Source organism: Vitreoscilla massiliensis (genome assembly GCF_001457815.1).
Classification (GTDB): domain Bacteria; phylum Pseudomonadota; class Gammaproteobacteria; order Burkholderiales; family Neisseriaceae; genus Vitreoscilla; species Vitreoscilla massiliensis.
Genome location: NZ_LN898216.1, coordinates 310881 through 324540 on the forward strand (window position 1 = coordinate 310881; position 13660 = coordinate 324540).

Below are 13660 nucleotides of genomic sequence, written 5' to 3' on the forward strand. Positions count from 1 at the left end.
ACATATTAAAATCTAATTGGCAATCGTTGCTGTCCACAATTTGACAGCAAAACTCATGAACAAAGCACCTACAGAGGCAAGGCCGGTGGCCGCAATCTTGTGACGGCTGCGAAACCAGCGCACCAAATGCGCCCCTGAAAAAATCAACACGCTTAAGTAAGTCAAACTCACCACTTGCAAAATGCCTGCAAGCACAGCGAAACTCACCACAGGATACGGATAGCTTGGATCAACAAACTGCACGAAAAACGAAATAAAGAACAAAATGGCTTTGGGATTGAGCAAGCTCAAAAACAGCGCCCGTCCAAACACATTCGGGTTTTGCAAACTCGGTTCAGCCACGGTCTCAGAAACCGGTTTCATCCAGCCTTTGATGGCGCCGATGATCATCTTCGTGCCCAAATAGGCCAAATAAGCACCGCCGACATATTTAATGACATTAAAAATGGCCGGATACTTAATCATCAATGAAGCCGCGCCCAACGCCGAAAAAGTCATCAATACCAAGTCGCCGATGAACACACCGGCCGCAGCGGTATAGCCTTTTCTCACCCCGTATTGCGCACCCACGGTCAGACAAAACATGGAATTGGGCCCAGGCAACAAAATGATGGCAATCACACCAATCACATAAGTCGGTAAATCAATCACACCTAACATGATTCCGTCTCCTTAATCGCTTGTGGCACACTCAAACTGCCATGACCCACCACGATGGTTTCACCGCCCACATAAATCAAACCTGCGGCGCTGGTACGCAAATGCAAACGGTTGGGACGGCGCAGATAATCACCTTGCTGTATCAACCATTCCACATCGCTCAAACCATGGGCCAAACACCAACCGCCCAAATTGGCACAGGCTGAACCTGTACCAATGTCTTCGGTCAAGGCATTGCCCACGGCGCTGAAAAAGCGCACACGCACATAGCGGTTTTTCTCATGCCACAAATACACCGCTGCCCGCTTGCCTTGCTTGGCAAACCACGCCGACAATTTGGCCGCATCGGGCTTGATGCTGCCCAATACCTCGGTCTGACTCACTTCCAACAACAATTGTTCGCTGCCAGTATTGACCCAAGCCGGCGCGCTGGAGATGGACAATTCATCCAAACCCAAAGCCGCCAACAATTCAGCCACCTCAGCACTGTCCACATCGCTGCACACACCTTGCTCTCGGGTAAAGGTGTAGCGCATTTTGTCGCGTTGCAATTGGGTCATGCCCGCTTCGGTTTGCACGCTGAATTCCGCCGGCAAGCGCTTCAATTGATCCAATACCCGTGCCGCCCCAATAACAGGGTGTCCTGCGAACGGCAATTCATAATCAGGCGTGAAAATGCGCAATTTAGCCACCGCTTCCTCGCTTTTAAACGCGAACACGGTTTCGGCCAAATTCATTTGTATCGCGATGGCTTGCATGTCAGCATCGCTCAAACCATCGGCATGCGGAAACACCGCCAATGGGTTGCCAGCAAAATGACTGGGTGCAAACACATTCACCAGCACATAAGCGTAATCATGTAATTCCGTAGGCAAAGACATGGCATTCATGGTTTACAGGCCGCTTTCTGTTTAGGATTTCGCTGACATCGCGTTGATGAAACGGTCAAACAAGTAAGCCACATCGTGCGGGCCAGGGCTCGCTTCTGGGTGACCTTGGAATGAGAACGCTTCTTGGTCTGTCAATTCTATGCCTTGCACCGAACCATCAAACAATGAACGGTGGGTCACACGCACATTGGCCGGCAAACTGGCTTCATCCACTTCAAAACCGTGGTTTTGGCTGGTAATCATCACCTTATTGGCATCCACATCTTGCACGGGATGGTTGGCACCGTGGTGACCAAATGGCATTTTGCGGGTTTTACCGCCAACAGCCAAACCCAATAATTGGTGACCCAAGCAAATACCGAACAATGGTTTTTTGCTGGCCAAAATTTCTTGAATGGCAGTAATCGCATAATCGCAAGGCTGCGGGTCGCCAGGACCATTCGATAAAAACACGCCATCTGGATTCAAAGCCAACACATCTTTGGCAGGTGTTTGGGCAGGAACCACAGTCAAACGACAACCGCGTTCAGCCAACATGCGCAAGATATTGGTTTTCACACCATAATCATAAGCCACCACATGGAATGGTTGCTGAGCGGGTTTTTGGAAACCATGTTCCAAAGTCCACTCGCCTTCAGTCCATTCATAAGACACAGCACAAGTCACTTCTTTGGCCAAGTCTTTGCCTGCCATAGAGCCAAATGCTTTGGCTTGTTCCAAAGCACGCGCTTCGTCGGCCGCAGTCAAATCATTACCGGTCAAAATACAACCTGCTTGAGCACCTTTATCACGCAAAATGCGGGTCAAACGACGGGTATCAATATCGGCAATGGCAACGGTTTGATTCGCCACCAAATAGTCTTGTAAGCTTTGTTCAGAGCGGAAATTGCTTGCCACGATAGGCAAATCACGAATAATCAAACCGGCGGCAAACACTTGTCGTGATTCAGTGTCTTGTGAGTTGCAACCTGTATTACCAATATGGGGATAGGTCAAAGTGACCATTTGTTTGGTGTATGATGGATCAGTTAATATTTCTTGGTAGCCGGTCATCGCGGTATTGAATACCACTTCACCCACGGTACTACCTTCAAAACCAATGGATTGACCACGGAAAACACTTCCGTCAGCCAATACCAAAATTGCAGCAGTTGTCGTCATTTGGATTCCATTCTTTTCTGCAACAAACAGATAGCATGTTGTTTGTATTGCGTTTTTTAAAGCCATGCGAATTATGGTTAAAAAAAAACACGCCACACAGTGTACTAACAACTGTGTTACGTGCTTTTTTGACATGTCATCCATGCCTTAGAAGCAAGCTATTTTACTGAATTTACGACATTTAAGCAATAAAAAAGCTACCCTATTTCTAGGGTAGCTTTTTTTTCATGCCAAATCAGAAGATTTCACGCCATGACAAGCGTTTGAAACGCATTGCCTCACTAGGATCTTTACGACACTGAGGATCAGTACTATCCACACTATAGGTATCACAACCATCCGTCACACCAGACGTATTGGTTAATGTAATGATTTTTGCAAATGGTTGTATGGTGTCACCAGCCTTGAAGAAACCACCTTTAATATCCAAACTATTAATCACACCATCACCATTTGTATCATAAATAGCTTGATCCAAATCAGCCCCAGTATACGCTTTCACAGTTAAGTCATATGAAGCTCCTGATACAGTACATGGATCACTTACAGTATCTGGCTGAATAACGCGCACAGTCACACTCTTACTTCGTGGTAAGTAATCTACTGTATCTACCACTATTTGATTAGGCCATAAATCAATTTTCCAACCATCATAACCACTAGGCATTGGATTTTTCGTAATACTCCATGTCACAGGATTAGAACTGTCCACTGGATTTACTTGTTGCGACAAAGTTTGATCTAACAATTTCGGTGTAGTAATCGCATTGTTATTATCAAAAACACCATACACCGAATTGGATTGCCCAGTTAAATCAGTACCAGTCAAATATTTACCAGTCCCAAAAAATACCATAACTTGATTGCTGACCATTTGTACTGAGACTTGGGCCGTAATATTCTTACCCACATTAATCAGTGGCGCACCACTAAATGCTGTCATCCAACTACCCGCTGTAGCGTGGTCTACTCTCCATACAGAACCACTTAAATCACCAACATACACACGGTCAACTTTACCATCTCGGTTAGCATCATAAGCAAATGCACCCGCAACACCAGAATTACCTAAAGCGATTTTAAAGTAATTAGAATTAACTGCCCAAGCTTGACCACGTGGCTTATCTAAGTAAAGTACATATAAATAACCATTAGCAGTACCACTGTTATAACCACTGGTCACCAATGCAATAGGGCGCCCTGCTTGATCTTGGGTTAATACAGGCTCACCTATGGTTAAACCCATATCTGCATCAGTAAACTCCCACAATACTGTATTTGCGTTAGGGGTTGATAAGTTGGTTACATCAAATGCATACACACTCTTACCACCACGGCCCGTCGCACCAACCACATACGATGTTGGAGTTGCAGTTGCACCACCTTCACAATAGGTTTTCAAGGTACTACTACCATCATTCAAATAGATATGGTCATAATTTTTATCTGCATACATCTTCAACTCAGCCAAACTGGTGCTCGGTAAATATGAAAATACTTCTTGGCCACTTGAATTAAAAATATGATACATACCATCATTAGCAGCTACACCCACATGAATAGGAGGATTAGCTGGTGCATTAGCTGCACATTCCAATCCAGAAGCATCAGTTGTAATACCTAATGATGGGGAATTTACCAAAGTACCCAGAATAGACTTACGTGTTCTGGTACTATCAGATAATCCTTCATTAGCAGAATTACCCAAAATATATTGAATCAATGTTGTTGCTTCTGCAGTAGTTGATAAACCTAAAGCCGAAGTCAATCCACTTGCATTTGCAGTATTAAACGCAGTTGCCACCCCACCAACAGTTGTAAATACCTGTGTACGATTTGCATAATTACTAGCATTGTGATAATTGCTATCTAAAATATTGGCAGCAGACCAGTTGGGACTCGCTGGTTTCACCCATTTAGTACCTTGCTTGATATATCTAAAAGCTTGCAAATCACCTGTCCAATTTTGTCCATCGTAAAGTGACTGGAACATCAAATCACCTTGAGTACCATCATTTGAAACTTTGATATTCATGGTTGTACTACCACTACCAACTGCAGTTTGTGCGGCCAATCCTGATATTTTGGATTTTTCAAATGCGGCCTTAATTGCACTTACCATGTTATTAGGATTGTTTGCAGCAGCATAGTAATCAGGTACACCATCTGTAAAATCTGCAATGGTAGTTGCACCTACTGCATCTGTGGTCCATTGACTGCGTGCCAATGGCAATGTCAAACCAGTTGTAGTATCAAACCCACCATATTTGGCTGCCCAATAAAATGCATTACCAGCATTTTTATACCGTCCATTTTCTACCACATCTATCATAAAGCTATTGACTGTAATAGGTTTAACACTTGTCACAGTATCACCAGCATAACCACGTATATTATTTACATGAGCCCAATATGCCAATGCCGAAATGCCCGCAGGACTATTTTGAGAACCGTACGAGGTATACAAACTAGGGTTTGCTCCCTTACCCTCAGCTACCAATATCTTTTTAAGATAATCTGCTGTAGGAATATCATCATCAGTAATGGCAACACTTGTGCCTTCAGAACCTACTTCAAAATTTGGTAATCCTCTATCTTGGTGACTATTCGTATCGCCTAAATACATAATCATATTTGATCTACAGATCATTTTAGATACATCGTCATTATCATCATATGCAGTTTTATATGGGTCATTCCATTTCAAATATGCAGGAAAACCGTCCGTTGAAGATGCACTTAATCCATTAATATACTGAGATAAATTTGATTTACCGCGCAAATACCGTAAACTAGCATAATACAACTCAGCCGCTGGATCATAGGTTTTATACCCACTAGCATCACCAAATTTATTAATGTAGTTAATTACACCACTATTAAGTGTACCGTTACTATTTTGTAAATAATAAGTACCAGTTAAACTTGTCGAACTATTCAAAGCCAAATTATCAGGATTCACTGGAAACTGTCCAGTACTTTGATTAACTTCATTATTTAAATATTTCAGCGGCGAACGCATCACGCCACCATCTTGAACATTATTGGCAATATTCAAATAACTGAATAATGAAAATTTAGGCGACTCTTGACGTTGGCTTAAATCAGTAATGATATTTTCCTGCATTTGCCCTTCTGGCTTATACACGCTACCATACTTCTTACAATTGGTCTCTAGAAACCCTGCTCTGCAAGCCTCAACGACAACTGTAACTACTTCAGAACCTGTCCCAGTGGCGCTACCATCATTTTTACCCAATCCAACCTGAAATTGATCTACACCAGAAATATTATGACGAGCATAAAATTTAACATTGGTACCGCTTTTCTCTAAATATACGTAACTGGCGCCACTACCACTGCCAGTTGTGCTTGAAAATTTATCTGGTAACAATGATTTAAGTACAGTACTAACCTGAGAAGCTGGAAATGTTAACGTTTTCAAAGAGGAATTTGGAGATTGATAACGACCTTTACGTAAGAAAGTCGAAGTAGTGGTATCACCTGCATTATAAACAGCTGCAGTGGCACCCAAACCTTTAGCTCGATTACCACCCGTCATGGTTTGTCTATAAATATCCATAGCAGACATTGTGAACCAATTCATGAAATTTCCACTGTAATCATTAGCACCATCGCACCCCCAGTAACCACTAATATTTTTAGCATATCCACTAGGTGTAAAATAACCTAATCGTGTACCTGTTGCATTGGATCCACTTTCTTGCACATAGGTATAACATTTAGCATTATCAAAATAACCGAGAAACCTAGGTGATGTTGTCTTAAATTCATCAAGATTTCCCATTGTCGTAGTTGGATACGCAAAACCTGCAGTCGGATATTCTATCGATAAATCAATAACCACATTTGGACCATAACTGGTTACCGCCCCCACCAGAGGTTTTTCACTTACCAACACATCAGCTTGAGTCGAGGTTGGAATCGCAACGCAAAATGTCGTCAATGCCATTAATACATAATGACGTATTTTTTTTTCTTTAACTTGAGATATTTTCATGACCAATCCCACATTTATTATTTAACTGTGTTACTTACCGATCACAATTGATAAGTAATATAAATTTTCACGCCTAGATTGTGCTATAGATTCTCCAGCCATTACATATAATTTACCAAGCGGGCATAATACGCCATAAATGGAAACACTTCTTTGCAATAAGTAAGCCCTATAAGTCCATCAAATATTAAATGTAATCTATCAGCTCATATACAGTCACATAGACATAGCCCTATTCAAAGTCTTCTCAATTCGTTCTTGAAACATACCGAATGAACTATTTAGTAACTTACTTGGCATAGTGTATGGACTAATGGCTATTTGCACTTGCGCGATTTAGTTTTATGAAAGCATTTTTCTTAGTCATTAGGGGAGATACCGAAAATTTATATACTGCCTACCAAGTTGAACAACAACAATAAACTCGGCTATTTAGAATAGTATCAATTTAGCTGAATCAGACTTTAAAGTTGTAAGCAATAAATCTAGAGACCGTCCTAGATAACTAGGAATATTCAACTTCAGGTTAGAATAGTCCTATGAGAAAAAGCTGTCTTTGTCAGTACAAACAATATAAATTGATTGAACTGTTTGTTGCGGGAGTTACTGCCCGAACAGCAGCAGAGTTGGTTGGTTTAAATAAAAGTACGGCTGCGTATTATTTCCACCGTTTACGGCTACTCATTTTTCAAAACAGCCCTCATTTGGAAATGCTTGATGGTGAAATTGAAATAGATGAAAGTTATTTTGGTGGGCATCGAAAAGGTAAGCGTGGACGAGGTGCTGCTGGGAAAGTAGCTGTATTCGGGCTTTTAAAGCGCAATAGCCAAGTTTATACCGTCGCTGTACCTAAATACTCAAACCACCACTTTATTGCCCATAATCCGTGAGCAGGTTAAACCAGACAGCATCGTTTATACAGACAGTTACAGAAGCTACGACGTATTGGATGTGAGTGAACTCAGCCATTTTCGCATCAATCACAGCACACATTTTGCAGAAAAGCATAACCACATTAACGAAATTGAAAATTTTTGGAACCAAGCAAAACGGCATTTACGAAAATTCAATGGCATCCCAAAAGAGCATTTTGAGCTATACTTTGAAGGAATGTGAATGGCGCTTTAACCACAGTGAAATTAAAGTACAAATTTTCATTTTAAAACAATTAGTAAGAGTGAATTTAACCTAGTTATCTAGGACAGTCCCTAAATCTAAATATTAATAAAAACGGCCTGTAAGCGCCCATTACTGGATTTACAGGCCGCTTTACTGTGTGTTCTGGTGCTTTTGGTGCTTTTGGTGCTTTTGGTCGATCTGCGTCTGAAATGAATAAAGCCCTGATGCATTGCATCAGGGCTTTAGAATGGGGAGTTTGGCGGTGACCTACTTTCACATGGGTAATCCACACTATCATCGGCGCTAAATCGTTTCACGGTCCTGTTCGGGATGGGAAGGCGTGGGACCAACTTGCTATGGCCGCCAAACAAAAAGGGTATTAGAAAGCCGTTTTGTGAAGCGTCTTTGGACTGTTTTCACAAGGTTCGCTTTTTGTAAGTCGCGTATTATGCGCCTTACGTAAACTTAAATCAACAGGTAATGAATTGTATGCTTATTGTAGTAAGCTTCATCATTCGAAGTTCTTCAAATGATAGAGTCAAGCCTCACGAGCAATTAGTATGAGTTAGCTTCAAGCGTTACCGCTCTTCCACACCTCACCTATCAACGTCCTGGTCTCGAACGACTCTTTAGTGTGGTTAAACCACAAGGGAAGTCTCATCTTCAGGCGAGTTTCACGCTTAGATGCTTTCAGCGTTTATCTCTTCCGAACTTAGCTACCCGGCTATGCCACTGGCGTGACAACCGGTACACCAGAGGTTCGTCCACTCCGGTCCTCTCGTACTAGGAGCAGCCCCCGTCAAACTTCCAACGCCCACTGCAGATAGGGACCAAACTGTCTCACGACGTTTTAAACCCAGCTCACGTACCACTTTAAATGGCGAACAGCCATACCCTTGGGACCGACTACAGCCCCAGGATGTGATGAGCCGACATCGAGGTGCCAAACTCCGCCGTCGATATGAACTCTTGGGCGGAATCAGCCTGTTATCCCCGGAGTACCTTTTATCCGTTGAGCGATGGCCCTTCCATACAGAACCACCGGATCACTATGTCCTGCTTTCGCACCTGCTCGACTTGTGGGTCTCGCAGTTAAGCTACCTTTTGCCATTGCACTATCAGTCCGATTTCCGACCGGACCTAGGTAACCTTCGAACTCCTCCGTTACTCTTTGGGAGGAGACCGCCCCAGTCAAACTGCCTACCATGCACGGTCCCCGATCCGGATAACGGATCTGGGTTAGAACCTCAAAGTCACCAGGGTGGTATTTCAAGGACGGCTCCACAGAAACTAGCGTCTCTGCTTCAAAGCCTCCCACCTATCCTACACAAGTGACTTCAAAGTCCAATGCAAAGCTACAGTAAAGGTTCACGGGGTCTTTCCGTCTAGCAGCGGGTAGATTGCATCTTCACAACCACTTCAACTTCGCTGAGTCTCGGGAGGAGACAGTGTGGCCATCGTTACGCCATTCGTGCGGGTCGGAACTTACCCGACAAGGAATTTCGCTACCTTAGGACCGTTATAGTTACGGCCGCCGTTTACTGGGGCTTCGATCCGATGCTTGCACATCTTCAATTAACCTTCCAGCACCGGGCAGGCGTCACACCCTATACGTCCACTTTCGTGTTAGCAGAGTGCTGTGTTTTTAATAAACAGTCGCAGCCACCTATTCTCTGCGGCCCCACATCGCTTACGGAGTAAATCCTTAACGTTATGGGGCATACCTTCTCCCGAAGTTACGGTATCAATTTGCCGAGTTCCTTCTCCCGAGTTCTCTCAAGCGCCTTAGAATTCTCATCCTGCCCACCTGTGTCGGTTTGCGGTACGGTTCGATTTAAGCTGAAGCTTAGTGGCTTTTCCTGGAAGCGTGGTATTGGTCACTTCAGTTCCGTAGAACCTCGTTATCACTTCTCGGTGTTAATGAATTCCCGGATTTGCCTAAGAATTCCACCTACCGGCTTGAACAAACTATTCCAACAGTTTGCTGACCTAACCTTCTCCGTCCCCACATCGCACTTAAATCAAGTACAGGAATATTAACCTGTTTCCCATCGACTACGCATCTCTGCCTCGCCTTAGGGGCCGACTCACCCTACGCCGATGAACGTTGCGTAGGAAACCTTGGGCTTTCGGCGAGGGGGCTTTTCACCCCCTTTATCGCTACTCATGTCAACATTCGCACTTCTGATACCTCCAGCATGCTTCACAACACACCTTCGCAGGCCTACAGAACGCTCCCCTACCACATACGCTTACGCGCACATCCGCAGCTTCGGTTATAGATTTGAGCCCCGTTACATCTTCCGCGCAAGACGACTCGACTAGTGAGCTATTACGCTTTCTTTAAATGATGGCTGCTTCTAAGCCAACATCCTAGCTGTCTGGGCCTTCTCACTTCGTTTACCACTTAATCTATCATTTGGGACCTTAGCTGGCGGTCTGGGTTGTTTCCCTCTTGACACCGGACGTTAGCACCCGATGTCTGTCTCCCGAGGAATCACTTGATGGTATTCTTAGTTTGCCATGGGTTGGTAAGTTGCAATAACCCCCTAGCCATAACAGTGCTTTACCCCCATCAGTGTACCTCGAGGCACTACCTAAATAGTTTTCGGGGAGAACCAGCTATCTCCGAGTTTGTTTAGCCTTTCACCCCTATCCACAGCTCATCCCCTAATTTTGCAACATTAGTGGGTTCGGACCTCCATTACCTGTTACGGCAACTTCATCCTGGCCATGGATAGATCACTCGGTTTCGGGTCTACGCCCAGCAACTAATCGCCCTATTAAGACTCGATTTCTCTACGCCTCCCCTATTCGGTTAAGCTCGCTACTGAACGTAAGTCGTTGACCCATTATACAAAAGGTACGCAGTCACGGAACAAGTCCGCTCCCACTGTTTGTATGCATCAGGTTTCAGGTTCTATTTCACTCCCCTCCCGGGGTTCTTTTCGCCTTTCCCTCACGGTACTGGTTCACTATCGGTCGATGATGAGTATTTAGCCTTGGAGGATGGTCCCCCCATATTCAGACAGGATTTCTCGTGTCCCGCCCTACTTGTCGTTAGCTTAGTACCTTAATTGAGATTTCGAATACGCGACTATCACGCTCTATGGTCATACTTTCCAGAATGTTCTTCTATCTCGACTAATATCACTAACAGGCTTTTCCGTGTTCGCTCGCCACTACTTACGGAATCTCGGTTGATTTCTTTTCCTCTGGGTACTTAGATGGTTCAGTTCTCCAGGTTCGCTTCTCTAGACCTATGTATTCAGTCTAGGATACTCAATAAATTGAGTGGGTTTCCCCATTCGGACATCGCGGGATCAAAGCTTTATTGCCAGCTCCCCCACGCTTTTCGCAGGCTTACACGTCCTTCTTCGCCTATCATCGCCAAGGCATCCACCTGATGCACTTATTCACTTGACTCTATCATTTCAAGAACCTCTGACTTTGTTTAACTGGACAGTTGACGTGTCTTCCTTAAACTTGATTCTCTCTTACAATAAAGCTTACTACTTGGTTGTTACGATTAACGCCTTTTGAATTCGTTAATCGCAGATACAATCATCACCCAAATTACTGTGTTATTTAAGCGGCCTGTAAAGGCTGACTTACGTCTTGCTTAAACAACAACATTGTCTTTTGTTTGTTGATTTCGGCTTTCTAATTTTTTAAAGATCAATGCGTTGCTTTTTATGTGTTTCGCTTTGTACTGCTTATCCGCTCACACGCTTCGCAAATCAAAGACGACTAGTATACCATTTCCTTATTAACAAGGAAACAAATAACAGCCGCAGCTGTTAATCTTCTTTGATTTGCAAAGTTACTACAGCAGTCAGTGGTGGAGGCAAACGGGATCGAACCGATGACCCCCTGCTTGCAAAGCAGGTGCTCTACCAACTGAGCTATGCCCCCTCTGATGTATTGATACTTCGTTGCTCAGTCGCTCACATACATAAGTATGCTTCGCTTCTTCTCGCCTCGTCTGAATACATCATACTCAGCTAACTCCGTACCAACCACAACCATCACCTATAAGTCTTACTTAATAAGTGGTGGGTCTGGGAGGACTTGAACCTCCGACCCCACGCTTATCAAGCGTGTGCTCTAACCAGCTGAGCTACAAACCCAGGTCGTTGCTGTTTCTTCTTGCATCTTCATTTCAGTTTACCGATAAGTGTGAATGCGTCAAGCCTCTTCTATCTCTAGAAAGGAGGTGATCCAGCCGCAGGTTCCCCTACGGCTACCTTGTTACGACTTCACCCCAGTCATGAAGCATACCGTGGTAAGCGGACTCCTTACGGTTATCCTACCTACTTCTGGTATCCCCCACTCCCATGGTGTGACGGGCGGTGTGTACAAGACCCGGGAACGTATTCACCGCAGTATGCTGACCTGCGATTACTAGCGATTCCGACTTCACGCACTCGAGTTGCAGAGTGCGATCCGGACTACGATCGGCTTTATGAGATTGGCTCCACCTCGCGGCTTGGCTACCCTCTGTACCGACCATTGTATGACGTGTGAAGCCCTGGTCATAAGGGCCATGAGGACTTGACGTCATCCCCACCTTCCTCCGGTTTGTCACCGGCAGTCTCATTAGAGTGCTCAACTGAATGGTAGCAACTAATGACAAGGGTTGCGCTCGTTGCGGGACTTAACCCAACATCTCACGACACGAGCTGACGACAGCCATGCAGCACCTGTGTTACGGTTCCCGAAGGCACTCCTCCGTCTCTGGAGGATTCCGCACATGTCAAGACCAGGTAAGGTTCTTCGCGTTGCATCGAATTAATCCACATCATCCACCGCTTGTGCGGGTCCCCGTCAATTCCTTTGAGTTTTAATCTTGCGACCGTACTCCCCAGGCGGTCAATTTCACGCGTTAGCTACGCTACCAAGAGCTTTTAATCTCCCAACAGCTAATTGACATCGTTTAGGGCGTGGACTACCAGGGTATCTAATCCTGTTTGCTACCCACGCTTTCGAGCATGAGCGTCAGTGTTATCCCAGGGGGCTGCCTTCGCCATCGGTATTCCTCCACATCTCTACGCATTTCACTGCTACACGTGGAATTCTACCCCCCTCTGACACACTCTAGTTATCCAGTTTCAAATGCACGTCCCAAGTTGAGCTCGGGGCTTTCACACCTGACTTAAATAACCGCCTGCGCTCGCTTTACGCCCAGTAATTCCGATTAACGCTTGCACCCTACGTATTACCGCGGCTGCTGGCACGTAGTTAGCCGGTGCTTATTCTTTAGGTACCGTCATGACTCATTGGTATTATCAACAAGCTTTTCTTCCCTAACAAAAGTACTTTACAACCCGAAGGCCTTCTTCATACACGCGGCATGGCTGGATCAGGGTTCCCCCCATTGTCCAAAATTCCCCACTGCTGCCTCCCGTAGGAGTCTGGGCCGTGTCTCAGTCCCAGTGTGGCGGATCATCCTCTCAGACCCGCTACTGATCGTCGCCTTGGTAGGCTTTTACCCCACCAACTAGCTAATCAGACATCGGCCGCTCAAATAACGCAAGGTCCGAAGATCCCCTGCTTTCCCCCTTAGGGCGTATGCGGTATTAGCCACTCTTTCGAGTAGTTATCCCCCATTACTTGGTACGTTCCGATGTATTACTCACCCGTTCGCCACTCGCCATCAGGTGCAAGCACCCATGCTGCCGTTCGACTTGCATGTGTAAAGCATGCCGCCAGCGTTCAATCTGAGCCAGGATCAAACTCTTATGTTTAATCTCTAAGCTAATATAACTTCTGGTCTGCTTCTCAAAAGAAAAGAACGAGAAATGATCAC

General features: G+C 44.8%; 4 protein-coding genes, 2 tRNA genes, 3 rRNA genes and 1 pseudogene. 1 reads left to right on the top strand and 9 read right to left on the bottom strand.

Going from position 1 to position 13660, the window contains the following annotated elements; translation table 11 throughout:
* Positions 1-12: 12 nt before the first annotated feature.
* The 4 genes from leuE to BN3003_RS02160 form a co-directional block, all read right to left on the bottom strand.
* Positions 13-660, bottom strand: a complete 648-nt coding sequence (leuE, locus tag BN3003_RS02145; RefSeq protein WP_058305091.1) for a leucine efflux protein LeuE — start codon at positions 658-660, stop codon at positions 13-15.
* Complete coding sequence (locus BN3003_RS02150) at positions 654-1541, bottom strand: PhzF family phenazine biosynthesis protein (protein WP_082625496.1); 888 nt, start codon at positions 1539-1541, stop codon at positions 654-656. The genes leuE and BN3003_RS02150 overlap by 7 nt, the downstream gene beginning before the upstream one ends.
* 30 nt (positions 1542-1571) lie before the next feature.
* Positions 1572-2711, bottom strand: a complete 1140-nt coding sequence (gene carA / locus BN3003_RS02155; RefSeq protein WP_058305093.1) for a glutamine-hydrolyzing carbamoyl-phosphate synthase small subunit — start codon at positions 2709-2711, stop codon at positions 1572-1574.
* Between the two features lie 235 nt (positions 2712-2946).
* Entirely contained in the window at positions 2947-6732 is a 3786-nt protein-coding gene (locus BN3003_RS02160) for a pilus assembly protein (protein WP_058305094.1), read from the bottom strand.
* Positions 6733-7271: 539 nt separating this feature from the next.
* Between BN3003_RS02160 and BN3003_RS18300 the strand changes: the two are divergent.
* Positions 7272-7924: pseudogene (locus BN3003_RS18300) on the top strand (IS1595 family transposase).
* A gap of 181 nt (positions 7925-8105) precedes the next feature.
* Here the strand turns inward: BN3003_RS18300 and rrf are convergent.
* From rrf to BN3003_RS02195, 5 genes are all read right to left on the bottom strand, one after another.
* A 5S ribosomal RNA gene (gene rrf / locus BN3003_RS02175) occupies positions 8106-8219 on the bottom strand.
* A gap of 166 nt (positions 8220-8385) precedes the next feature.
* Positions 8386-11277, bottom strand: a 23S ribosomal RNA gene (locus tag BN3003_RS02180).
* A gap of 413 nt (positions 11278-11690) precedes the next feature.
* Positions 11691-11766: transfer RNA gene (locus tag BN3003_RS02185), tRNA-Ala, on the bottom strand.
* Positions 11767-11904: 138 nt separating this feature from the next.
* Positions 11905-11981: transfer RNA gene (locus BN3003_RS02190), tRNA-Ile, on the bottom strand.
* 79 nt (positions 11982-12060) lie between these two features.
* A 16S ribosomal RNA gene (locus tag BN3003_RS02195) occupies positions 12061-13598 on the bottom strand.
* Together the 16S, 23S and 5S rRNA genes with 2 tRNA genes alongside form the textbook arrangement of a ribosomal RNA operon.
* Between the last annotated feature and the right edge of the window lie 62 nt (positions 13599-13660).

What these genes read in the sequence shown, in the direction of transcription:
- leuE (WP_058305091.1), bottom strand. Translation starts at nt 660, where the DNA reads ATGTTAGGTGTGATTGATTTACCGACTTATGTGATTGGTGTGATTGCC.
- BN3003_RS02150 (WP_082625496.1), bottom strand. Translation starts at nt 1,541, where the DNA reads ATGTCTTTGCCTACGGAATTACATGATTACGCTTATGTGCTGGTGAAT.
- carA (WP_058305093.1), bottom strand. Translation starts at nt 2,711, where the DNA reads ATGACGACAACTGCTGCAATTTTGGTATTGGCTGACGGAAGTGTTTTC.
- BN3003_RS02160 (WP_058305094.1), bottom strand. Translation starts at nt 6,732, where the DNA reads ATGAAAATATCTCAAGTTAAAGAAAAAAAAATACGTCATTATGTATTA.